The sequence below is a fragment of the Enterococcus sp. DIV2449a genome (genome assembly GCF_051711225.1).
GTDB lineage: Bacteria > Bacillota > Bacilli > Lactobacillales > Enterococcaceae > Enterococcus_D > Enterococcus_D casseliflavus.
This window is the reverse complement of record NZ_JBIOME010000001.1, coordinates 3,178,686-3,200,872: the sequence shown is the minus strand read 5'-3', so window position 1 is coordinate 3,200,872 and position 22,187 is coordinate 3,178,686. Positions and strand designations below refer to the sequence as shown.

The 22,187-nt window shown below is 44.8% G+C and carries 23 protein-coding genes; 20 read left to right on the top strand and 3 right to left on the bottom strand.

Annotation, left to right across the window (positions count from 1 at the left end; translation table 11 throughout):
- The first annotated feature begins 58 nt into the window (after nucleotides 1-58).
- The 5 genes from IGI76_RS15200 (at nucleotide 59) to IGI76_RS15180 (ending at nucleotide 7,650) form a co-directional block, all read left to right on the top strand.
- Nucleotides 59-2,221, top strand: coding sequence for a PBP1A family penicillin-binding protein (locus IGI76_RS15200; RefSeq protein WP_005227705.1), 2,163 nt, complete (start codon nucleotides 59-61; stop codon nucleotides 2,219-2,221).
- A 70-nt stretch (nucleotides 2,222-2,291) separates the two neighbouring features.
- Nucleotides 2,292-2,633: a YlbF family regulator gene (locus IGI76_RS15195; protein ID WP_005227708.1), complete on the top strand. Its 342-nt coding sequence runs from the start codon at nucleotides 2,292-2,294 to the stop codon at nucleotides 2,631-2,633.
- Nucleotides 2,634-2,826: 193 nt separating this feature from the next.
- A complete protein-coding gene (locus IGI76_RS15190; RefSeq protein ID WP_010749015.1) occupies nucleotides 2,827-4,017 on the top strand; it encodes a metallophosphoesterase family protein in 1,191 nt (396 codons plus the stop codon).
- Entirely contained in the window at nucleotides 4,014-6,689 is a 2,676-nt protein-coding gene (locus IGI76_RS15185; protein WP_201690448.1) for an AAA family ATPase, read from the top strand. Before IGI76_RS15190 ends, IGI76_RS15185 begins: the two co-directional genes overlap by 4 nt.
- A gap of 16 nt (nucleotides 6,690-6,705) precedes the next feature.
- Entirely contained in the window at nucleotides 6,706-7,650 is a 945-nt protein-coding gene (locus tag IGI76_RS15180; protein ID WP_201691651.1) for a 3'-5' exoribonuclease YhaM family protein, read from the top strand.
- A gap of 170 nt (nucleotides 7,651-7,820) precedes the next feature.
- Here the strand turns inward: IGI76_RS15180 and IGI76_RS15175 are convergent, their stop codons facing one another.
- The 3 genes from IGI76_RS15175 to IGI76_RS15165 all read right to left on the bottom strand — a co-directional run bounded on the left by IGI76_RS15175 (nucleotide 7,821) and on the right by IGI76_RS15165 (nucleotide 9,771).
- Entirely contained in the window at nucleotides 7,821-8,855 is a 1,035-nt protein-coding gene (locus tag IGI76_RS15175; protein ID WP_201690446.1) for a peptidylprolyl isomerase, read from the bottom strand.
- A gap of 115 nt (nucleotides 8,856-8,970) precedes the next feature.
- Nucleotides 8,971-9,345: a YtxH domain-containing protein gene (locus IGI76_RS15170; RefSeq protein WP_005227717.1), complete on the bottom strand. Its 375-nt coding sequence runs from the start codon at nucleotides 9,343-9,345 to the stop codon at nucleotides 8,971-8,973.
- Entirely contained in the window at nucleotides 9,346-9,771 is a 426-nt protein-coding gene (locus IGI76_RS15165) for an HIT family protein (protein WP_005227719.1), read from the bottom strand.
- Between the two features lie 212 nt (nucleotides 9,772-9,983).
- Between IGI76_RS15165 and IGI76_RS15160 the strand changes: the two genes are divergently transcribed.
- From IGI76_RS15160 to IGI76_RS15090, 15 genes are all read left to right on the top strand, one after another.
- Entirely contained in the window at nucleotides 9,984-10,463 is a 480-nt protein-coding gene (locus IGI76_RS15160) for a hypothetical protein (RefSeq protein ID WP_005227727.1), read from the top strand.
- Nucleotides 10,464-10,541: 78 nt separating this feature from the next.
- Nucleotides 10,542-11,276, top strand: a complete 735-nt coding sequence (locus IGI76_RS15155) for an ABC transporter ATP-binding protein (RefSeq protein ID WP_005227728.1) — start codon at nucleotides 10,542-10,544, stop codon at nucleotides 11,274-11,276.
- Complete coding sequence (locus IGI76_RS15150) at nucleotides 11,273-12,484, top strand: ABC transporter permease (RefSeq protein WP_015510486.1); 1,212 nt, start codon at nucleotides 11,273-11,275, stop codon at nucleotides 12,482-12,484. Before IGI76_RS15155 ends, IGI76_RS15150 begins: the two co-directional genes overlap by 4 nt.
- Nucleotides 12,485-12,588: 104 nt before the next feature.
- The gene (locus IGI76_RS15145) at nucleotides 12,589-13,368 is read left to right on the top strand and encodes a phosphotransferase family protein (RefSeq protein ID WP_005227730.1); all 780 of its coding nucleotides are present in this window, start codon (nucleotides 12,589-12,591) and stop codon (nucleotides 13,366-13,368) included.
- Nucleotides 13,369-13,425: 57 nt separating this feature from the next.
- Entirely contained in the window at nucleotides 13,426-14,082 is a 657-nt protein-coding gene (gene trmB, locus IGI76_RS15140) for a tRNA (guanosine(46)-N7)-methyltransferase TrmB (RefSeq protein ID WP_333718797.1), read from the top strand.
- Nucleotides 14,083-14,170: 88 nt separating this feature from the next.
- A complete protein-coding gene (gene comGA / locus IGI76_RS15135; protein ID WP_333718796.1) occupies nucleotides 14,171-15,133 on the top strand; it encodes a competence type IV pilus ATPase ComGA in 963 nt (320 codons plus the stop codon).
- Nucleotides 15,087-16,115 carry a competence type IV pilus assembly protein ComGB gene (comGB, locus tag IGI76_RS15130; protein ID WP_010749023.1) on the top strand — a complete coding sequence of 343 codons (1,029 nt, stop codon included), beginning with the start codon at nucleotides 15,087-15,089 and terminating at the stop codon, nucleotides 16,113-16,115. Before comGA ends, comGB begins: the two co-directional genes overlap by 47 nt.
- Nucleotides 16,112-16,417, top strand: a complete 306-nt coding sequence (gene comGC, locus IGI76_RS15125; protein WP_010749024.1) for a competence type IV pilus major pilin ComGC — start codon at nucleotides 16,112-16,114, stop codon at nucleotides 16,415-16,417. Before comGB ends, comGC begins: the two co-directional genes overlap by 4 nt.
- Nucleotides 16,392-16,865 carry a competence type IV pilus minor pilin ComGD gene (gene comGD, locus IGI76_RS15120; RefSeq protein ID WP_034857584.1) on the top strand — a complete coding sequence of 158 codons (474 nt, stop codon included), beginning with the start codon at nucleotides 16,392-16,394 and terminating at the stop codon, nucleotides 16,863-16,865. The genes comGC and comGD overlap by 26 nt, the downstream gene beginning before the upstream one ends.
- The gene (locus IGI76_RS15115; RefSeq protein ID WP_151195730.1) at nucleotides 16,846-17,160 is read left to right on the top strand and encodes a hypothetical protein; all 315 of its coding nucleotides are present in this window, start codon (nucleotides 16,846-16,848) and stop codon (nucleotides 17,158-17,160) included. The genes comGD and IGI76_RS15115 overlap by 20 nt, the downstream gene beginning before the upstream one ends.
- Nucleotides 17,150-17,575: a competence type IV pilus minor pilin ComGF gene (gene comGF / locus IGI76_RS15110; RefSeq protein ID WP_005227741.1), complete on the top strand. Its 426-nt coding sequence runs from the start codon at nucleotides 17,150-17,152 to the stop codon at nucleotides 17,573-17,575. The genes IGI76_RS15115 and comGF overlap by 11 nt, the downstream gene beginning before the upstream one ends.
- Complete coding sequence (gene comGG / locus IGI76_RS15105; RefSeq protein WP_333718795.1) at nucleotides 17,538-17,909, top strand: competence type IV pilus minor pilin ComGG; 372 nt, start codon at nucleotides 17,538-17,540, stop codon at nucleotides 17,907-17,909. The genes comGF and comGG overlap by 38 nt, the downstream gene beginning before the upstream one ends.
- Nucleotides 17,910-18,076: 167 nt before the next feature.
- Nucleotides 18,077-19,081, top strand: coding sequence for a class I SAM-dependent methyltransferase (locus tag IGI76_RS15100; protein WP_008382040.1), 1,005 nt, complete (start codon nucleotides 18,077-18,079; stop codon nucleotides 19,079-19,081).
- Nucleotides 19,082-19,105: 24 nt separating this feature from the next.
- Complete coding sequence (locus IGI76_RS15095; RefSeq protein WP_005233419.1) at nucleotides 19,106-20,290, top strand: acetate/propionate family kinase; 1,185 nt, start codon at nucleotides 19,106-19,108, stop codon at nucleotides 20,288-20,290.
- 357 nt (nucleotides 20,291-20,647) lie between these two features.
- Nucleotides 20,648-22,108: a peptide MFS transporter gene (locus tag IGI76_RS15090; protein ID WP_005227746.1), complete on the top strand. Its 1,461-nt coding sequence runs from the start codon at nucleotides 20,648-20,650 to the stop codon at nucleotides 22,106-22,108.
- Nucleotides 22,109-22,187: the final 79 nt, after the last annotated feature.

Sequence of the window (22,187 nt, the reverse complement as noted above, 5' to 3'; positions counted from 1 at the left end):
AGAGCCGTATAACAAAGAAAGTCATTTATGCTACACTTAACCAAAGGAGCGTGAAGTAATGGATTGGAAACACATCCTTCACAAAATAAAGACCGGTTGGCTGACCTTTTGGCGCTGGTTAAAACCGTATTTGCAGCAATTTCATCAATGGCGCAAGCGGGTTTGGAAAAAATACCACGTAAATAAAATTTTTATTTTACTTAGTTTAGTTGCTATCTTAATCATGAGCGGGTATTTGTTTTATATCGCCAAAAATACGAAAGTCAGTGAATTAGAGTCAGGTCTGAAAGAATCGACGGTGATTTTTGATGCCAATGGCGATGAAGCAGGGCAGTTGTACTCGCAAAAAGGCACGTACGTTTCTCTTGATGCCATTTCCAGTGATGTGGTCAACGCCTTGATCTCAACCGAAGACCGCAACTTCTATAATCATCACGGGTTTGATATCAAGGGGATCGCTCGAGCAGCCCTGCGCATGCTGGTCAACCGCAGTGCCGAAGGCGGTGGGGGAAGTACCATCACCCAGCAGCTTGCCAAAAATGCCTATCTGTCCTTGGATCAAACCTTTAGTCGAAAAGCCAAGGAGCTTTTCTTAGCGATCGAGATCGAGAAGAAATATTCTAAAGATGAGATTTTGGAAATGTATTTGAACAGTTCCTATTTTGGTAACGGGGTTTGGGGCATTCAAGATGCCTCGCTAAAATATTTCGGTGTCAATGCTTCTGAACTAAGCGTGGGAGAAGCTGCGACGTTGGTGGGGATGCTCAAAGGTCCTTCGATCTATAACCCGATCGACAATCTGGAAAACGCCACGAACCGTCGCGATACCGTCTTGAGTTTGATGGTGGATAACGGCAAGTTGGACCAGTCCGTTGCTGACCAAGAATCACAAGTTGCCTTAGCTAATTTACTGTATGATGGATTTGGCAATTCAGAATCTGGCTATAAGTATCCTTATTATTTCGATGCGGTCATCGATGAAGCCGAATCCTATGGGTTGGACGCCGATGATGTCATGAATCGCGGCTACAAGATCTATACAGCACTGGATCAAAACTACCAAGCGCAAATGGAAGCTGCCTATAAAAACGATGCCTTGTTCCCTGAAAATGCCGCTGATGGCACGATGGTGCAATCAGGCTCTGTCGCACTTGATCCGAATACCGGTGGGGTGCAAGCGGTGGTGGGTCGTCGTGGCGAGCACGTCTTTAGAGGCTTTAATTTTGCCACGCAAATGAAACGTTCACCAGGCTCCACGATCAAACCGATCAGCGTCTTCGCCCCTGCCCTAGAAGCTGGGTTTGAACCCGACAGTATCCTGAAAGACGAGCCCCTCGATTTTTATGATGCTCAAAACTTTGATGGGACCTATGCTGGCGAAGCAGTCATGTATCAAGCCCTCGCCCAAAGCCTGAATCTGCCAGCAGTTTGGCTGTTGCATGAGATCGGCTTAGATCGTGGGTACAGCAAAGCACAAGAGTTTGGACTTTCCTTGACCGAATCCGACAAATATTATGGCTTAGCCTTAGGTGGTTTGGAAAAAGGGGAATCACCCATGACGATGGCAGCAGCGTATGGCGTTTTCGCAAATGGCGGGTATTACTACAAACCGCATTTGATCACCAAAATCGTTGATTCAACTGGTGCCGTGATCGTTGACAATACGTCTGTGCAAGGCAAACGGGTGATTTCTAAAGAGACCGCTGATAAAATGACGAGCATGATGCTCGGCACCTTCTCTAACGGGACGGGTGTTAGTGCCAGTCCGTACGGCTTTACGATCGCCGGTAAGACGGGTACGACAGAGACCAACTTTGATGCTTCTAAGGTCAATGACCAATGGATCGTCGGCTATACTCCTGATATGGTTCTTTCAACTTGGTTAGGATTTGAGCATGTGAGTGAAGATCATTACTTAACAGGAACCAGTGGGCAAGTCGTTGGGAAAATATTCAAAGCAGAGGCCGAAAGCTTACTGCCTTATAGTCAAGGCACCCAATTCCAAGTTGCAGACGCTTATTGGACAGGTGGAAAATTGATGGCAGCCGATGAAGTACCAGATCCTGAGAGCAGTACGTCACAAAATGGCAATGATTGGCAGAAAACCATCGATGACTTTGCCGAAAGCGCCAAAGAAGGCATGAAGGAATTCGGCAGCAAGATCAAAGAAGGAACGAAAGAACTGTTTGGCGGCTTATGGAATTCCATAAGCGGAAATTAAAGGAATTAGGCAACTGCTAGTCTAGAACCTGAGAAGAATGGTATACTAGAAAAAAAGAGGAGGCGTCAAAATGGCAAATATTTATGATACAGCAAACCAATTAGAACGTGAATTACGCGAGTCAGAACAGTTTCAAGATTTGAAAGGTTCTTTCGACCGCTTGAAAGCAAATGAAGAAGCGTATGCGTTATTCAAAGAGTTTCAAGAGTTGCAACAAAGCCTGCAACAAAAAATGATGGCTGGCGAAGAAATGACAGAAGAAGAAGCGCAAAAAGCCCAAGAATTATCGCAAAAAATTCAGCAAGACGGCATTGTTTCTGACTTGATGCAAAAAGAGCAAGCCTTCAGCTTAGTAGCCAATGACTTGAACCGCATCATCATGGGTCCTGTAAGAGATCTATACGAAGCGTAATCGCCAACCAACAAAGACCAAAGAAGCAAGTGAATCTTCAGAGCAATCGGCTGCAACTGCAAGAGCCTTTTCCAAAGAAGTTTCAAAATCGCTTCTTTGGTTTTTTTTATGAAAAAGGCGAACAAATTTTCGTATTTTGCTGACGAAATGCCTGAGAAATGTTATGATAGAAGCATTAAGGAGGGAGAAAGAAATGCGATTTTTACATAGTGCAGACCTGCATATCGACCGGTCATTTGAAGGGGTTCATTTGTTATCTGAAAAAGTGAAGACCCAACTCCCTGCCATCAATCAAAAAATCATCCGTAATTTGGTGGATGTTGCCTTAGAAAAAGCGGTCGATTTTGTTTTGCTGGCTGGGGATACATTCCATCAAGCACGGCCGAGTCTAAAAGTGCAGCATGACTTTTTTGCCCAACTGCAACGACTAGGGGAAGCACAGATCCCTGTCTATATGATTTTCGGTAACCATGATTATTATGATCCGCAACGGTATTGGTTTGCTTTTCCAGAAAATGTCATTCTCTTTTCATCAGAAGAAGTTCAAACGGTTCAAGGAACAACGAAAAACGGTGAAACCTATGCAATCAGTGGATTTAGCTACCAACATCCTTGGATCACTGAAAATAAAGTAACAGAATTTCCTGCAAGAGCAGCGGTGGATTACCATATCGGGCTTTACCACGGGGACCAAGCTGGTGAACGGTATGCCCCCTTTTCAATCAGTGAAATGAAACAAAAAGGCTATGATTATTGGGGCTTGGGGCACATCCATGTACCTAAGACGCTCTCAGAGCAGCCACCGATTCTCTATCCAGGTACACCTCAAGGAAAGACCAAGAAAGAACAGGCGACTGGGGTGATTTTGGCAGACTTAACGCCGCAGGGACCAACGATCGAGCGCTTGGAGATCGCAGAGATCGCTTGGCAAAAGCAAGTGGTCTCCTTAGCGGATGTGACTGCCTCGAATGCCGTATTGCCAGCGATCATCGAGCGCTTAAAAAGTCCTCGTTCGCGCTTGCTGCATCTGGTGTTGACCGATGTGCAGCAGCTGCCGCCAGATTGGTTTCCAGCTGCGGAAAAAAATGAATGGCTGACCTACCTCAATGAACGGTTGGCACAAACAGAGCCGCTGCAAGTGATCTATGCCCTTGAAGTCGAGCAAGCCAATGAAGACAAGATCGCATTGGCGGTATCAGAAGATTATATGCTGCAGTTTTTAGCGATGTATGAGTCGCCAGAGATGTTTGCGGATCGATTGTCGGATCTATTGCAGCATCCACTGATCCAGCGGGGGATCACCCATGAATCATTTCAAGAAGAAGTCTTGCAGCAAGCCAAGCAATTGTTGAAAGACGACTTTCAATGGGAGGAGCAGTCATGAGAATTTTAAAAGCAGAGATTACCGGTTTTGGGAAATACCATGAACAAAGCTTTGCCTTTCATCCGCAAAATCAGCTGCTCTTTGGGCACAACGAGATCGGAAAATCGACGTTGTATCAATTTATTGCCGCCATTTTGTTTGGCTTTCCGAAAAAGACAGCCAAGAAAAAAGACTATACCCCCAAAAACGGTGCTGCTTACGGTGGCAAGTTATGGTTGGCGCTGGAACCCTTCGGTGAAGTGATCGTGGAACGCTATCGGCAAGTGGACCGTGGTCGTGCCAAAGTCCATGTCGCTGGCCAGACGGTCGATGAGCAATGGCTGGCACAACACCTGCAGCCCCTCAATCGAGCATTGTTCTTCGATGTCTTTACTTTTCAGCAAGAGCAATTGACCCAGATCGATAAGCTAGAAGAAAATGAGCTGCACCAAGCGTTGATTTCTCTAGGGATCAGCGGCAGTCAAAAAATGCTGCAGCAAGTGGCGCAATATGAAACCACCAATCAGCAGCAATACAAGCCACGAGGGCAAAAGCTGCCTTTGAACCAAGCGTTAAAACAATTAGAAAAACTGCAAAAAACGATTGCGGAAAAAGAAAGCGAAGAAAGCCGCATCCAACAGCAGTATCAACAGATCGCCCAGCTGCAAGAACAGATCCAAGACTTGCGGCACCAGTATCAAGCATTGAATGACGCTTATCAGGAAAATCAGCAACAGCTGAGTCACTGGGGCCTTTATAAAGAGTGGCAGCAAATGGCACCAGCAGATACGCTAGCCGATCCTCAGCAAGTCCAAGCCATCAAACAGTTTTATCAGCAGTATCAGCAGCTGACGGAAGAAATTCGCAAAAAAGAAGCCGAATTAGATCAGTTGGAGCAAGGAAAAGAATCAGACAAGTATTTCTTTTACCTTGATCACGAGCATCAGATCAGTCACTTGCTGCAGCAGCAAGTGACGATGGCGCGTTTGGCAGATCGTGAAGCAGCAGCCAATCAACAAGAAACTGTCGCCATCACAGAGTTGAATCGCTTGATTGAAAAGCGCCAGTGGAGCAGAGAATCGCCGCCGCTAGTAACGGCTTCGATCCATGAACAAACCACACGTTTACTGCAAGAACGTGTGCAGTTAGAAGAGCTCGAAAAGCGCATGAGGCGTTTAGAAGAAAAAGCGCAATCTTTGCAAGCCACCGCGGCCCGCTTAGAACAGCAGCATCCTCAATTGATTGGCCGCAAGCCCGTTTCTCGCCCGCTATGGCCGCTAGGGATCGTCGGTGGGCTAGTCACAGTGATCGGTATCTTTTTGCCAAGTCCGTGGCGCTGGCTTGCATTAGGTGCGGGGATCTCATCGATCATCGGCAGTATTTTGCCGCTGATGAAAGCAGCACCAAACAAGCAGCAAGGCGTCAAGCAAGAATGGCAGACGGTCCTCATGCAGCTGGATCTACTGGGCGAAGAGTTGGCACAGCTGGAAAATGAGCAGCAGCAAAAGCAGCAGCAGATCAGCCGTGCCCACCAAGCGTTGACACCCTTTTTTGGTGATTTGCCGGTGGAAAACTGGCAGTCGTATCTATTCGCCTATGATGAAGATGTTGCTAGCTATCAAGCCTACTCACAGCAGCGCAAGCAAGCCTATCAAGAACGGCAAGCTGTCACGGAAGAATTGGCACCCTTTGAGGAGCAATTCCGTCCGTATGCGGAGTGGCTGCCGCTGCAAAACAAAACCTTGTTAGAAAAAGCGGCGATGTTGCAGAAGTTTCATGAAGAGATGCAAACGATCAAGCTTTCGCGGTTGCAACAACCTAGCACGTTATTGGCCCAACAATTGACCCGTACCCGCAACGAACGCGACCAACTGTTTGCCCAAGCCAGTGCGCTCTTGCAGCAGCAAGGGTTAGATCACCCTGCAGAAATCAGCCTCTGGTTGAAGCAATGGGAAGCAGCGCAGCGCACGCAGCAGCGAGCAGAAGAATTGGCGGGGATGTTAACACCGATCTATCCCAAACCAGTCACACAAGCAGAATTGCTGCAGCAAAAAGACCAGATCAAGCAGCAGCAAACACAGCTTCAGGCACAAATGCAGCAGTTGACGGAGCACAAACAGCGCTTGGAACTAGAAGCAGCAGCCAGTCAAAAAAACGGCACCTTGAATCAGCTTTATCAAGAAGAAAGTGAGCTGAAGGCGGTCATTGAAGAACTCGCTGTGGCATGGGGCAGTCGTCAGTTGGCGGCTTCAATTTTGACGGATGTCACGACTGAATTGTCAGAACAGCAATTGCCGCAGCTATTGTCAGCCGCTTCGACTTATTTTGAACAGCTTTCAAACGGACGTTATCAAAAGATTCTTCTGGAAAATGGTCTGTTAGTAGCGGCAAATGCCAGCGAGACCTTTTCGATCATTGACTTGTCCACAGGAACGAAGGATCAGTTGATCATGGCGTTACGTTTCGGTTATCTAGCGCTACAAAAAAATCATCCGTTGTGCCCGATCATTATTGATGATGGTTGGTTGCATTATGACAGTGTTCGTAAGGAACGCTTCGCAGCACTATTAAAAGAGTTTGGACAAAGTTATCAAGTAATTTGTTTGTCTTCTGACCAAGAAATGGTAAGCTATTATCAGAAGTACCAGCAGCCTATCGAGGATCTGAGTAAAGGAAGTGAAAGATTTGGCTGATCGGCCAAATAAGCCCATGAAAAAAATTCGTGAATTAACTGTTGATGAAACGTTTCAACTTTTCTTACTGATCAAAAATGCCGATGTACGGATCGCGAAAAACGGCAAAAAGTTTATTGCCTTCACGTTTCAGGATACATCTGGCACGATTGATGGAAAGTTTTGGGATGCATCAGATGAAGAAATCGCCCGTTTTGAACCCGGGAAAGTGGTACTACTAGATGGGAAACGAGAAGTTTACCAAGGCAATCCGCAAGTCAAAATCATGCATTTGCGTTTAGCGAAGCCGGAAGAACCCCACGAACCAAGCCAATACATGGAAAAAGCGCCCTTGCGAAAAGAAGAGATGGAAGAAGAAATCAGTCAAATCTTGTTTGAGATCACAAATCCTCACTGGAATCGCATCGTCCGTTTCTTGTTGAACAAGTATAAAAAGGAATTCTTTGACTTTCCAGCTGCGAAACGCAATCACCATGCCTTCGCCAGTGGATTGGCGTATCATACGACAACTATGCTGCGATTAGGAAAAGCGATCGTCAAAGAGTACCCTGAATTGAATGCGTCACTGCTGTATGCGGGTATCATTTTGCATGATTTAGGAAAAGTGATCGAGTTGACAGGTCCGATGACGACAGAGTATACCTTGGCGGGGAATCTAGTAGGGCATTTGGTCTTAGTGGATGAAGAAATCACGCAAGCCTGTATGGCTTTGAAATTTGATGACAAAGAAGAGGATATCGTTGTTTTGCGGCATATGGTTTTAGCCCACCATGGCTTATTAGAATATGGGTCACCTGTTCGCCCCCGCATAATGGAAGCGGAGATCCTCCATCAGATCGATAATTTGGATGCTTCCATGCAAATGATGCTGACCTCGATCCGCCTGACAGAACCTGGTCAATACACAGACCGAATTTTTGGCATGGACAATCGGAGTTTTTATGTACCGAAAGAAGTGTAGCAGTGATGTTGCAGCTTGATCGATCAAAGTGAATGATAGAAAGAACAAAAACCACGTTAGGCTTGCTTAGCGTGGCTTTTTTAGCTGCTGGAAAAAGCAGTTAAATCGTAGATAGAAATCTAATCGGCACAAAAAAAGAAGCACCGCTATGACGGCACTTCTTTGTTCGTTTATTCAGCAGAAGAATCTGTAGCACTTTCACTTGTTGCAGTAGAATCATCGGTTGCCTCAGTAGCAGAAGAATCTGCTGCAGAGCTGTCTGTTGCATCCGTTGCAGAAGAGTCAGCAGTTGAATCTTCTGTTTCGGCAGCTGTGATGTAATCAGAAAGCAAGTCTGCTAAGTCAGAGTCTTTCATTTTCACATTGGCTGCTTGCAATTCTTGACCGATCGTTGCTGCCATAAAGGTTGAATCATTCAACAACGTGTTTTGAGCAATTTCCGTCAGTTCATCTTTGTATTTATCCATATCGTTGCCTTTGTCTTGGTTTTTCACCATTTTCACGATATAGTATTCCGTCGTATAAGTCGACGTGTTGGTTGCAGAGATCACTTCAGAGATTTCACCATCTTTTAAATCAAAAGCGGCTGTTTTCACTTCGTTTGGCACAGCAGTTGACGTAGAATCGAATTTGATCGTTCCGCCATCTTCTTTTGTTGCTGCATCCGTTGATTTTTCTTTAGCGATTTCGCCAAAGTCAGCATCATCTTTTTTCGCTTCTTCTAAGACATCTTTGGCATCATCTTCACTTGCTACTTTGATGATTTGTGCTTCTACTTCTGGGTGGAAAGAATCCCAAGCAGTTTTCATGTCTGCATCAGTAATATCCATGTTGGCTTTTAAGCCTTCACGTAACGCAAGCTGTTCTTTCAATTCTGCACGGTAAGATTTCACCGTATAACCAGAAGCAGTCAAGGTTGATTCAAAGGAATCACTACCGCCGTATTGTTCAGCCACGTTGTTGAATTGTTCGTCGATCATTTCTTCAGTCACGTCATCGCCGTATTTTTCATTAAAGACTTTTAAGACGATCATTTGACGCAACGCATTTTGGTTTTCTGAACTTGTTTTTGCTTTGTCATAAAAATCTTGAACAGTGATTTTACCGCCCTTCATTGTTGCGATTTCCTCACTTGAGTTTCCACAAGCCGCTAATGCAAAAAGACTCATTGCACTGACTGCTACTAAAAGTAATTTTTTCTTCATTCGTTTAAGCACTCCTAATTCTAAAAAGATTCATAATAATCACTGCACCTACTATACCACTTCTAGAAATGGTTGGGAAGAAAACAGTGGATGTTTCAAACAAAATTCATAAAAACTACAAATTTTCGATTTGTTTGTCATCCTCTGCGCTTTGGGCTTGAATCGTCGTAATGTGTTGATTCAATTGCTCCATTTGGGTCTTGATCCGAGCAAGGCGCGGTTGTGCTTGGAATTTGAAGGCTTCCAAATCTTTCGTGAAAGACTCCGTAACAACAGGGATCGTTTCGTCGATCGTTTTGCGGGTCACCATTACGGCATCTTTTAGCTGTTTGACGCTGTCATTGAATTCTAAGGTCGCCTCTGTCGTGTCATCTAAATAGCGAATCAATTCTTCACGGGTTTCATTGCCGCTTTTCGGTGCAAAAAGCAAACCGCCTAAGCCGCCGGCGATGGACCCGAATAATAGTCCTTTAAGAAAATTGCCGATCATTTAGTCCACCTGCTTTCCAATTTTTTCGGCGATTGCCGCTAGTTCTTCCCCCGTGTAGTTGTCTGCGTGATTGCCAAAATGGATCTTGAAATCATCGTCTTTGCTGTAACGAGGAATCAAATGGACATGGGAATGAAAGACCGATTGGTACGCCAATTCTTTATTGTTGTTGATGATATTTAAGCCTTCGATCTCAGGGAATGCTTTTTCGATCGCTCGAGCAATCTTAGGAATGCGGGCAAAAACCGCTGCTGCCAACGTTTCATCGTACTCAAAAATATCCGTCACATGAGTTTTGGGGATCACCAATGTATGACCCGGGGTGACTTGGGAAATATCTAAAAAGGCATAGACTTGCTCATCCTCGTAGACTTTGTAGCTAGGAATCTCACGATTGTTGATTTTACAAAAAATACAATTTTCCATTGTAAAAAAACCTCCTTGATCTATTACCTCTACTTTACCATATTTTGCTTTTTTTCGTCTGGTTTCCTCTTTGAAAAAGTCGGAACAAGGCAACTGTTCCTTCAACAAAGGCGCTTTTTTAAAGAAATGCGAAAAGCGAGCGAGAAACGCTTGCATTTAGATTCCAACAACCCTAGACTTAATATCAGAAATCAATTGGAAAGAAGGAACCTATGAAACCGATCATCAAAGAAACCTTACAGAAAAAAACAACGACTTCAGCGAAGCTCCGCTACTTGGCTTATGCCTATAAAGAATGGTTGATTGCGATCACGCTTTTTGTGGTGTTCGCAGGTTCGATCACCTATTCGCTAACGCGCCCAAAAGAAGAAGTAGTCAATGCCGCCATCGTCACTGAAACAGCGATGGACCCTACGGTGCAAAGTGAATTAGAGACAGCCGTTGAGACCTGGGCGATCGACCAAGGGTATCAAAAAGAAGAGCTGAGGATCAGTCTGGTTTCCTATGCTGAACCAGCTGCTGTTCAAGCCTTTACTACCCGCCTTGCCGCCGGTGCGATCCAAATGGTCATTTTTCCAGCGAGTGATGCACAACTGTGGCAAGAACGCTTTGGCAGCCAAGAATTGCCGCAAGAAACCATTACAGTGGGAGAAAACGAATTTATCTTACAAGTCACGAATAAAGAAAAATAGGCAACGGTTTTGCTAGCGGATTGAAAAAAAGAGCCTACGTTGACAAAAAGCCGTAATTAGGCGAATCGGAGGAAAAGAATGACTTTACAAGTAGCGAATGTGACAGGCGGTTATAACCAGCTGCCAGTCTTAAAAAATATTGATTTTACGATCGGCGATGGTGAGCTCGTTGGTCTGATTGGCTTGAATGGGGCGGGGAAGAGTACGACGATCAAAGAAATCATCGGGTTACTGCAACCTCACAGCGGGACGATCACGATCGACGGCTTGACCTTGAAGGAGAACCCAGAGCAATACCGCAAACAAATCGGGTATATTCCCGAAACCCCATCTTTATATGAAGAATTGACCTTAAGAGAGCACATTGAAGTGACAGCGATGGCCTATGACCTTCCGCAAGAAGAAGCCATGAAGCGAGCGGAGCGTTTGTTAAAAACCTTTCGCTTAGAAAACAAACTCGATTGGTTCCCAGCAAACTTCTCAAAAGGAATGAAACAAAAAGTCATGGTGCTGTGTGCCTTTTTGATTGAGCCAAGCGTCTACATCATTGATGAACCTTTTCTAGGATTAGATCCTTTAGCGATCAATGCGTTATTGGAGCTGATGAATGAGATGAAACAAACCGGGGCATCAATTTTGATGTCCACCCACATTTTAGCAACCGCAGAGAAGTATTGTGACAAATTCATCCTACTGCATAACGGTGAGATCCGCGCACAAGGGACATTGGCGCAGCTAAGAAGCCAATTTCAAGCACCAGAAGCCTCCCTTGATGATCTGTACCTCGCACTGACAAAGGAGAGTCAAGCATGAAGCAGTTTTTCTCGCAACGCTTACAGCGGCATCAAAAACAGATGACACGCTATTTGCGCTATGTCTTCAATGATCATTTTGCTTTGATCAGCACCTTCTTAGTGGGAGGTCTGGGGCTGTATTATTCAGAATTGCTAAAAACATTGCCGCGGCCGTTTCCATTAGGCGGCATCATCGTGGTCGCTGTTTGGCTCTTCGTTTTACCGCTGGGACGCTTAGCGACACTGACAAAACCGGCAGATTTGATTTTTCTGTTAGCCAAAGAAGGGCAAATGAGAAGTTACCTCAGTCAAGCCCTGCGTTATTCCCTCTGGCTGCCCTTTGGGGTCTTATTTTTAGCCGTAGGAGCAACGATGCCTTTAGTCGTGGTCACAGCAAACAGTACATTTGCTTCCTTTCCCTTCTTTTTAGGAATGATGTGGCTGTTAAAACTGGGGGATCTTTCACTGCAGCGGATTCGGTTGTATCAAGAAACACAGCAGCAAGTCAAACAGCAGCGAGGAATCTGGTTCGCCAGTGCGTTAGCTGCCACACTTGCCAGTATTTATGTAGCACCTTGGCTAGGGTTGGTGATCAGCATCCTCCAAGCAATCTGGTTCCTCTTTGGCGTGAAATCTAATCGTCAGCTCTTGGATTGGGACTATATGATCCAAGCCGAGCAATCGCGCTTATTACGGATCTATCGGTTTATCAACTTGTTTACAGATGTTCCCCAAATCACGACGGAAGCCAAACGGCGCAAATACCTCGACTGGTTGCTGGCAAAGATCAAACCAGCCCAAAGCAATACGTATCTTTATCTTTACTTGCGCCGAGTGATTCGTGGTGGGCAATACGGCGGTCTTTATGTCCGTTTATCCTTGATTGGTGGCTTCGTCTTATTCTTTGTCGATGAGCTTTGGATCAGTCTGCTGATCGGCTGCTTGTTTCTTTATCTGATCGGTTTCCAACTGATCCCTTTGATCAATGAATTTCAATACATGGTTTTGACCCATTTGTATCCCGTGCCAGAAAAACAAAAAGCCGCAGCAATCAAAAAAATTATCGGGTCACTTTTGCTTGTGACGACTGTTTTTTTCGGCGTGATCTGTTGCTTGCGCTTGCCCGTTGTTTGGCAAGGGGGCATCGCTTTTGTGGGCTTCTTCCTCTTTGCGGGTCTTTTTTTAGGCATCTACTTGCCAGGGCGATTAAAGAAAATGCACGCCTGATCCTCAGGAAACCTCTCTTACAAAAAGCGAACGCATATGCGCTTGACGGCGACCCTTTAGGAAGCTAGAATAAGAGGTACTGCGAAATAAGGAGAGAAGCTAGGATGGATATTCGCTTGGATCAAGATTGGCGTATGCGGCCGATCAAAGGCGACACCGGGAAAGCCTATATCGGGCTCAAGGACAACGACAAAGTCTTTATCAAACGAAATACGACCCCGATGCTTGCGGCACTCTCTAAAGAGGGCATTGCACCCAAACTCGTCTGGACGAAACGGACGGGAAATGGGGATACGCTCTCCGCACAAGAATGGCTGGATGGACGGGTCTTAGATCCCGATGAGATCGGCCAAAGAAATGACGTCATTGATGTGTTGTATCACTTGCATCATTCAAAAACGCTGGCACAGATGCTAAGCAAAATCGGCGGACAAGTCAGATCGCCTGAACAAATGCTGATGGATTATCAAGATCAGCTGCCTTCTGCGGTGGCTCAAAACCGTTTTATTCATTTGGTCACCGAGTATTTAAAAGCCAATATTCCAGCTTTTGACGAGCAAAAAGCCGCGGTCGTCCATGGCGATGTCAACTATCGAAATTGGCTGGTTTGTCAAAACTATTTGTATTTAGTCGATTGGGATTCCGTGATGTTTGCAGATCCAGCAATCGATATCGGGACTATTTTAGGTCACTATGTGCCGCTATCCAGCTGGTCCCATTGGCTGGTGCGCTACGGTATCCATAGCAGCAGCGAAGTGATCGAAAAAATTTATTGGTATGCATTGTTGAGTATGCTGCAAGAGGTCAAAAAATATTATCTGCGGGGCGATTACAAAGCCATGAATGCAGAGATTTTACAATTAAAACGAATTTATAGTGAATGAAGAGAAGATGGAGCGAGGCAATTTGGTTCCATCTTGTTTTTTCGGAAAGGAAGAAACATGAGAGTAAGAAAACGTGCAGGTGCAAAAGAGCTGATTGAAGCTCATCCACAATACGTCGTTGCAGAGCCTACCGAATGGAAAGGGCGTTGGCATGAACGCTTTGGCAATGATCATCCGCTACACATCGAGATCGGCATGGGAAAAGGTCAATTTATTACGGAAATGGCGAAAGCTCATCCCGAAATCAATTATATTGGGGTAGAGATGCAGATCAGTGTCGTTTCGATCGCATTGGATAAAATGATCGAGCAGGAGATCCCAAACTTGCAGCTGCTGCATGTGGATGGTTCGGCTTTGACCAACTATTTTGAAGACAATGAAGTAGACCAGATCTATTTGAATTTTTCTGATCCATGGCCTAAGAAGAAGCATGAGAAGCGCCGTTTGACTTCTAAAGCCTTTTTAGCGGTGGACGAGCAAATTTTACGACCTAATGGCGAAATCCATTTCAAAACGGACAACCAAGGATTGTTTGAGTATTCCTTAGCGAGCTTTTCTCAATATGGCATGATCATCAAACAAGTTTGGTTGGACCTGCATAACAGTAGCTTTGAGAACAATATCATGACGGAATATGAAGAAAAATTCTCAAGCCGCGGGCAGCGAATCTATCGGGTGGAAGCCCAATTTGTGGCAAAAGACCCGCAGGAATAAAGAAGTGACGAAAGACGAAGCAAATTTGCTTCGTCTTTTTTTTCTATTCTCAAAAGGCTTGCGTATTTCTTTTTAGGAGGGATAAGTCGTGGATATTCAAGCATTCTCAGATGAGTTGATTCACTATGGCAGACAAGAACGCATGCAGGATCTGGCCATTTTGCCGAGCGGTACACAGATGGAGGTGATTTTCAGTAAAAGCTATCTCAGAAAGACCTATCAAGTACTGACCAACGAAGAAGCCCAGCAGCTGATCACTCGCTTCAAATTTTTAGGAGGAATGGAGGTGGGAGAACGACGCAAAGCTCAGTTAGGAGCAGTCAGTTATCCGTTAGGCGATCAGCTGCAGCGGCTGCGCATCTCCACAGTCGGTGATTACCAAGGGCGTGAAAGTCTCGTGATGCGGTTTCTTTATCCTTTGACTCAGGAGCACCTGCGCTATTTTTTTGCAGAAGACGTCCAGCAGATCCAACAGGCAACCAAACAAAGAGGGCTGTATTTGTTTTCTGGCCCCACTGGCTCAGGGAAATCGACCCTCATGTATCAATTAGCTCGGACAACCAAGGGGCAAATCATTACCATCGAAGATCCTGTGGAGATCGAGGAGCCGCGCTTTTTACAGCTGCAAACCAATTTGAAGATCGAACAAGACTATGATGAATTGATTCGCTTGTCCTTGCGGTATCGTCCAGACCTGCTTTTGATCGGCGAGATTCGTAACAAAGAAACGGCGCAAGCCGCTGTACGAGCCGCTCTGACAGGTCACCGAGTATTTGCCACGATCCATGCCCGAGGTGTAGCAGAAACCAAGACGCGGCTGCTGGAATTGCTCGGGACAGACGATCGTCTGGCACATGCGCTGCAAGGGATCATTTATCAGCGATTGTTGCCAAATGAAGCGAATGAACCTCATGGATTGCTGGCATATCACTTTTATGAGGGGCAAGTGGAAAAACAGTGGCAGCAGGTATTAAAACAAGTGAAAGAAAGTGGGTGGATCAGCGATGAAGTTTATGAAAAAGAAGCCCCAGCTACCACGCCGTGCAACTGAAGCCCTCTTAGTCACCTTCACGGTGTTATTGGAGAGTGGCTTTTCCCTACAAGAAAGCCTCCAAGTGCTGCTGCGCAGCCGCCAGTTTTCTGAACCTGTGATCGAACAGCTAATTGTCCATCTCGCCCAAGGGCAAAGCTTTGCAGCAGCGGTAGCGCCGTTGTCGTTATCGGCTACTGAAAAAAGTCAGCTTCATTTAGCAGAAAATCATGGGGATCTCACGGCGACCTTGCGGCGGATGGTCGACTACCATAAATTGGTCAACAAGCAAAAACAGCTGCTGTACAAAGTAGCTGCCTATCCGCTTTTGTTACTGGTCTTTTTAATAGCTGCGCTTTTTGGGATGCACCGCTTTTTATTGCCCCAATTGCTAGCCTCTGGCATGATCGACGAAGGTCATTGGGGCATTCGCGCCATCACTTGGGCACCAGCAGTACTTATCCTCTTCTTGTTGTTAAGTGTGCTGCTTTTTGTGATCAGCCGCTGGATGTTTGCCCGCCGCACTGCCTTGCAAAAAGCTGTGTTTTTCAGCCACCTGCCATTGTTCGGAGCATTGTACACGAGTTATCACACGAGTTTTTTCGCATTGGAATGGGGCAAGTTGTTTCAGCAAGGGTTAGATATTCAACAGATCATCGAGTGTATGGAGCACACCAATAAAGCTACCTTGATCCAAGAATTAGCACGAGAACTGCGAGTGACCTTGACACTTGGGGGCGAACTCCCAGAAAAACTTCGTCATTTCTCGTTTCTCACACCCGAATTTTCTTTGATCGTCTTTCAAGGAGAAGTACGAGGAAAGTTAGGAGAAGAGCTTTTTTTATACAGTCAATTATTGATGGAACGCTTGTTTCAACGAATCGAAAAAGCCATTCACTGGGTTCAGCCTCTGATTTTTTTGTTGGTTGCTTTAATGATCGTTGGGATCTATGCCGCTATGTTTTTACCAATCTATGGAAATATCCAAGGAGTGATCGAATGATAGAAAAGAAAGTAGCATCTCCTCGCAAGCAGGGGATTTGGCGTGTCAAAAAAGGCTTTACATTGGTTGAAATGCTAGTCGTTTTATTAGTGATCAGTATTTTGGTTTTGTTGTTTGTCCCAAATCTTGCCAATCAAAGAGGAATCATTGATGAGAAAGGAAATGCGGCGATCGTGAAAGTAGTGGAAACCCAGATCGAACTCTTTCGTCTAAATGAAGATCGGGTGCCTTCGAAAGAAGAATTGATTGCAGAAGGGTATGTATCTGAGGAACAATATGCGATTTATGAGCAGGGAAAGTGAGAACAATGGCACTAGGGGATTTTCTGGGTTTACCTTGATGGAAAGTCTCTTGGTACTCTTGGTCAGTAGTCTCTTTCTCTTTTTCCCCGTCGTGGCTATCGAGTACTATCAACGATCGGCGGAAGTTTTCGGCTTTTGTGCTCGCTTAGAAAAAGGACTCTATACCTTGCAGCAATCGGCCATCATCGATAACACACAAACCCGAGCAATCTATCAAGCAGAGCCAACACCAACTGTTTCATTTTACGGCGCTGCAACTGAGCCAGTCACCAAGATCGACGTTCCTCCTCAACTAGCGATGCAGGCGTTTCCCGATATTCTTTTTAGTAGTCAATCCGGCAACAACAGCAGTCTGCGAAGGATCATTTTCTATTGGCAGGAGAAAAAGCAAACCATCAGCTATAAGTTTTTATTTGGGAGTGGCCGTTATGAAAAAATCGTTGAATAGTGGGTTCATCTTAGCAGAAAGCCTGATTGGCTTTGGGGTGTTGGCAACTTGTGTGTTACTGTTTTTAGCAATGCAGACCGCTTCACTGACGCAAAGTGCGGCATTGCAAGAAAAAGCCCAAATGCTGCGGGTGCTGTATGAAGAAGTCCAGAACCACTCCTTTGATGCGTCAACCATTACCTACACGACGCAGCGTCAGGCAGTCTATCAAGTTCGCTTTTGGCAAGCAGCGCAGCATCAACAAGCACGTATCCAAAGCGGCGAACAGCTCTGGGAGATCGTGTATGAAGAGTAAAGGCTTTACTTTGTTGGAGTGTCTGTTGTCTTTATGGGTATTGGCGATCTGCTTATTGCTGATCAGCGGGATCGTCAAGCACCTCGCACCCGTCAATCAGCAGATCATGGCTCGCAAAGATCAAGAATGGCATGTGTTTTTGTTTCAGCTGGAACGGGAATTAAGTACCTGTACCTATCTATCGGTCAGTGAGACCACACTGTATTTGCGAAGCAGTCAAAACAATTCGGTCACCATCGATCGTATCAATCGCGTGCTGCGAAAGCGGGACAACAATGGGTATCAACCACTATTGACAGAAGTAACGGATGTGTCTTTTGAGAAAATTGGCGCAGCGATCCGCTTTACCGTTTCCTTTGAGAATGGAGAGCAGAAAATTGGACAATGGAAAATTCACACACAAGAGGCGGCATAAAGGCGGTATTTTACTCACAGCATTGTTGTTTGTGCAGCTGTTGAGCTTGATGTTATTGCTAGTGTTAGAAAACAGCCGCACAACAGCCCTTTTTTATACAAAAACCATTGAAACCTATGAAGCCCGCATCATGAGCGAACTGTTTCATGCGGAATTCTTGCAAAACGAATTGGCAGATCAAGGGTCACGACTTTATAATGTAGGAAAGTTGACCTATGAACGGCAAGGACAACGCTTACAGATCGAGTGCCATGTCAAAAGCCGCCGCTTTACATTTGCCTTTTTGTTACCCGAAGAAGAGCATGAAATAGACACAGATGACCAAGAAGAATAGTACAGGAAAAGGATGGTTGTTTCGACCATCCTTTTTCATACAGAAATAGAAAAAGAATGTTTACAGCTTCACAAATTATTCTAAACGAAAGCGATTGATTATTTTGGATGAATCGGCTAAAATTAAACAGGTATATATGTTGTTATAGTTTTGAAAAGAGGTGCAAGATGTCCGCAGAAAAAATGGAAACGTCTTTTCATTTGACCGTTGAAGCGATCCAACTGCTTCAAAACGCATTGGAAACGTCTTTTTTTGATGCTTACGTAGAGACGATTGAAAATTTTGTTGATCAATACCAAGTTCGCGTGATCGATGGGGTACCAGATGAAGCAACTGCTGCTCGTTTAGAAACCATCTATCAAGAAATTCGAGCAATGGAACTATCGGCAGAAGAAAAACGCAAGCTTGCGCAGTTGGTTTTGCTCAAAGGCAGCCAAACGGAGCGCCTGCAGGCCAATCACCAACTGACACCAGATAGTCTTGGGTTTTTATTCGTCTATTTGATCGAGCAGTTGAGTAGTGCCGACCAACCAGTGAAACTTCTTGATTTATCGGTAGGCATGGGGAATCTCTTGTTGACAGTCTTGCTGAATCTGCAATTAGCGAAGCGTCCAGTAGAAGGAACCGGTGTGGATATTGACGAAACCTTGTTGGCGATCGCAGCTGCGACTGGCGAATGGACCAAAGCGCCCTTGCATTTGTTCCATCAAGATGGCTTGCAAGAGCTTTTGATCGAACCGATGGATCTGGCGATCAGCGATCTACCAGTGGGCTATTACCCACAAGATGACAAAGCCCGCAGCTTCATTACGGCGGCTCCAGAAGGGCACAGTTACGCCCATCATTTGTTGATGGAACAAGCGATGAACTATGTCAAAGCTGGCGGTTACGGTTTGTTCTTAGTACCAAGCAACTTCTTGGAAACGGAACAGAGTGAATTTTTGAAAAAATGGCTGAAAGAAAAGGTTTATTTGCAAGGAATGATTCAGCTTCCTGAAGAACTCTTTAAAAATGAACATTCACGTAAAAGTATTTTGCTTTTACAAAACCATGGAGGGACAAGCAAACAAGCAGACGAAGTCTTGCTGGTCAAGCTAGCCTCACTGAAAGAACCAAAGAACATCACAAAACTTTTTGAACAATTTGCGGCTTGGAAAGCAGCAAATCTGTAATATAATTCGGATAAGGAGATCATCATGTCAAAAACAATCGCAATCAATGCTGGAAGTTCAAGTTTAAAATGGCAATTATATCAAATGCCAGAGGAAACAGTTGTCGCTAAAGGAATCGTTGAACGAATCGGTTTGAAAGATTCTATCTTTACCATCAAATATGGGGAAGATCAAAAATTCGAACAAATCATCGACATCAACGATCACGAAGTAGCTGTAAAAATGTTATTGGATCAACTGATCGAATTAAACATTTTAGGTGCCTATGATGAAATCACTGGCGTCGGTCACCGCGTCGTTCACGGCGGAGAAGATTTCCCTGATTCAGTTGTGATCACAGACGAAGTGATGGAACGCATCCAAGCATTGGCTGAATTTGCGCCATTACACAACCCAGCAAACTTGATGGGGATCACTGCTTTCAAAAAAATCTTGCCAGAAATCATCAGTGTCGCTGTTTTTGATACTTCTTTCCATGCAACGATGCCAAAACACAATTACCTATACAGCTTGCCATTAGAGTACTATAACGAATTTAAAGTACGTAAATACGGCTTCCACGGTACAAGCCACCGTTATGTTTCTGAGCGTGCAGCAGAAATGTTAGGTAAACCAATCGAAGAATTAAAAATCATCACTTGCCATCTAGGGAACGGTGCGTCGATCACTGCGGTTGACGGCGGAAAATCAGTAGATACATCAATGGGCTTCACGCCATTAGCTGGTGTAACGATGGGCACACGTTCAGGTGACATCGATCCTGCTGTTTTGCCTTACTTAATGGAAAAATTAGATTTGAATATCGATGAAATGGTGGATGTTTTAAACAAAAAATCTGGTTTATTAGGCTTAACTGGTATTTCCAGCGACATGCGCGATCTAGAAGCAAACTACGACAAAGAAGAAGTCAAAGTTGCTTATGACGTCTTTACTGACCGCATCCGTAAATACATTGGTGGCTATGTAACGACCATGAACGGTGTTGATGCGATCGTCTTTACTGCCGGTATCGGTGAAAATGATGCCCACGTCCGCAGCGAAGTTATCAAAGGCATGACTTGGTTTGGTTGCGAATTAGATGCCGATCAAAATGCAAAACGCGGCGAAGAATTAGTGATCTCAACTGAAGAGTCAAAAGTCAAAGTACTTTTGATCCCAACAGATGAAGAATTAATGATCGCTCGCGATGTGGAACGTTTACGCGGCTAAGCGAAAACCTTCCTTAGAATAGAAGCTGAAACACATGCAAGAGAAATGCTTGCATGTGTTTTTTTGTAGGAAAGTCCGCAAAATGGGGCTAGAGAGAAAAATTGGTGAAGACCATTTTCTAATTTTTTAAACAGATAATTTAATAATTATACATATGAAAATTGGCTCATACTGCACCTAGGTGGAGGGCTTCTCATTTTGCTTTCATTTGAATTTAAATTTCCCTCCTTTTTTACAAGATGTTCTCAGGGAAATACCCTTGTAAAAGTTGCCAAATGGGAATAAACTGGCATTTGTGAATTTTCAGAAAAATTCCGCTACTTTATTTTCATTAATTTTTATAAGGGGCCATTACATATGGAAAAAGAAAAAACATTCTTAGGTCAGCCGCGAGGGCTGTCGACTTTATTCTTCACGGAAATGTGGGAACGATTCAGTTATTATGGTATGCGGGCGATTTTGGTGTACTTCATGTACGATGCAGTTGCCAACGGCGGCTTAGGGTTGCCAAAAGGAACGGCTGTGGCGATCATGTCGATTTACGGTTCCTTAGTGTATATGTCAAGTATTGTTGGCGGTTGGATCTCGGACCGTCTGTTAGGATCAAATAAATCCGTCTTTTATGGTGGGATCTTGATCATGTTAGGACACATCGTTTTGGCAACACCTTTAGGGATTCCAGCGTTGTTTGTGTCCATGATGCTGATCGTCATCGGAACCGGACTCTTGAAATCTAACGTGTCGGGTATGGTGGGGCATTTATACAGCAAAGACGATATCCGTCGGGATGCTGGTTTCTCGATTTTCTATATGGGGATCAATATTGGCGGCTTGTTAGCACCGATCATCGTCGGGATCTTAGGACAAGAGGTCAACTACCACTTAGGCTTTTCGATTGCTGCCATCGGGATGTTCATCGGTTTGGTGCAGTATTATGTGCAAGGAAAAACCACGTTGAAAAGTGTAGCGATCGCGCCAACGAATCCCTTATCGGCAGCCGAAAAGAAAACCTTCTTCCGAGCAGTCGTTCTGGTTCTTCTCGCATTGGCAGTGTTGTTTGGCGCAGCAGCTGCAACTGGCCATCTGACGGTGGATTTCTTCATCAACTTTATCAGTGTTTTAGGTATTTTCTTACCGATCTACTACTTTACCAAAATGCTCCGTTCGAAAGATGTCACACCAGATGAAAAGAAAAAAGTGTTGGCCTACATTCCGCTGTTTTTGTCAGCGATCGTCTTTTGGTCATTGGAAGAACAAGGCTCATCGATCTTGGCATTGTTTGCCGCTGACCGTACGCAATCAACGTTATTCGGCATCAATATTCCAGCAAGTTTGTATCAAACCTTAAATCCACTTTTTGTCGTCTTATTGACACCTGTCTTTGTCTGGTTGTGGACCAAACTAGGCTCTCGTCAGCCACGGACAGAAGTGAAGTTTGCCATCGGTTTAGTCTTAGCCGGTTTGTCCTTTCTATTGCTAATGCTGCCAAGCCTCTTGTTTGGAGTAGAAGAACGGGTCAGCCCATTATGGTTGGTATTGAGCTTCTTCATTATGATTGCAGGGGAAATGTGTCTTTCACCGGTGGGCTTGTCGGTGACGACCAAACTAGCGCCGAAAGCCTTCGAAGCACAAACCTTGGCGATTTGGTTGTTAGCAGACGCTTCTTCACAAGCCATCAATGCGCAAATCGCTCGGTTCTACACACCGCAAACAGAAGGGATGTACTATGGCATCGTCGGCGGAGTAGCCGTTGTTGTCGGTATCATCTTGTATTTAGCTAGAAAACCGATCCGTAACTTGATCGGCAACATTCATTGATCAAAAAATAAAAACTTGATTTTCCGCCTATGCATGGATTGAACAACCCATGCATATCGTAGGAAAATCAAGTTTTTTT

Bases quoted from the DNA above. Each gene is read 5' to 3' on its own strand.
- comGC (WP_010749024.1), top strand. From the start codon at position 16,112: ATGATAGAAAAGAAAGTAGCATCTCCTCGCAAGCAGGGGATTTGGCGT.
- IGI76_RS15095 (WP_005233419.1), top strand. From the start codon at position 19,106: ATGTCAAAAACAATCGCAATCAATGCTGGAAGTTCAAGTTTAAAATGG.
- IGI76_RS15180 (WP_201691651.1), top strand. From the start codon at position 6,706: ATGAAAAAAATTCGTGAATTAACTGTTGATGAAACGTTTCAACTTTTC.
- IGI76_RS15165 (WP_005227719.1), bottom strand. From the start codon at position 9,771: ATGGAAAATTGTATTTTTTGTAAAATCAACAATCGTGAGATTCCTAGC.
- comGD (WP_034857584.1), top strand. From the start codon at position 16,392: ATGCGATTTATGAGCAGGGAAAGTGAGAACAATGGCACTAGGGGATTT.
- IGI76_RS15100 (WP_008382040.1), top strand. From the start codon at position 18,077: ATGTCCGCAGAAAAAATGGAAACGTCTTTTCATTTGACCGTTGAAGCG.
- IGI76_RS15145 (WP_005227730.1), top strand. From the start codon at position 12,589: ATGGATATTCGCTTGGATCAAGATTGGCGTATGCGGCCGATCAAAGGC.
- comGB (WP_010749023.1), top strand. From the start codon at position 15,087: ATGAAGTTTATGAAAAAGAAGCCCCAGCTACCACGCCGTGCAACTGAA.
- IGI76_RS15160 (WP_005227727.1), top strand. From the start codon at position 9,984: ATGAAACCGATCATCAAAGAAACCTTACAGAAAAAAACAACGACTTCA.
- IGI76_RS15195 (WP_005227708.1), top strand. From the start codon at position 2,292: ATGGCAAATATTTATGATACAGCAAACCAATTAGAACGTGAATTACGC.
- IGI76_RS15190 (WP_010749015.1), top strand. From the start codon at position 2,827: ATGCGATTTTTACATAGTGCAGACCTGCATATCGACCGGTCATTTGAA.
- IGI76_RS15170 (WP_005227717.1), bottom strand. From the start codon at position 9,345: ATGATCGGCAATTTTCTTAAAGGACTATTATTCGGGTCCATCGCCGGC.
- IGI76_RS15185 (WP_201690448.1), top strand. From the start codon at position 4,014: ATGAGAATTTTAAAAGCAGAGATTACCGGTTTTGGGAAATACCATGAA.
- IGI76_RS15155 (WP_005227728.1), top strand. From the start codon at position 10,542: ATGACTTTACAAGTAGCGAATGTGACAGGCGGTTATAACCAGCTGCCA.
- IGI76_RS15090 (WP_005227746.1), top strand. From the start codon at position 20,648: ATGGAAAAAGAAAAAACATTCTTAGGTCAGCCGCGAGGGCTGTCGACT.
- trmB (WP_333718797.1), top strand. From the start codon at position 13,426: ATGAGAGTAAGAAAACGTGCAGGTGCAAAAGAGCTGATTGAAGCTCAT.
- IGI76_RS15200 (WP_005227705.1), top strand. From the start codon at position 59: ATGGATTGGAAACACATCCTTCACAAAATAAAGACCGGTTGGCTGACC.
- IGI76_RS15150 (WP_015510486.1), top strand. From the start codon at position 11,273: ATGAAGCAGTTTTTCTCGCAACGCTTACAGCGGCATCAAAAACAGATG.
- IGI76_RS15175 (WP_201690446.1), bottom strand. From the start codon at position 8,855: ATGAAGAAAAAATTACTTTTAGTAGCAGTCAGTGCAATGAGTCTTTTT.
- IGI76_RS15115 (WP_151195730.1), top strand. From the start codon at position 16,846: ATGAAAAAATCGTTGAATAGTGGGTTCATCTTAGCAGAAAGCCTGATT.
- comGF (WP_005227741.1), top strand. From the start codon at position 17,150: ATGAAGAGTAAAGGCTTTACTTTGTTGGAGTGTCTGTTGTCTTTATGG.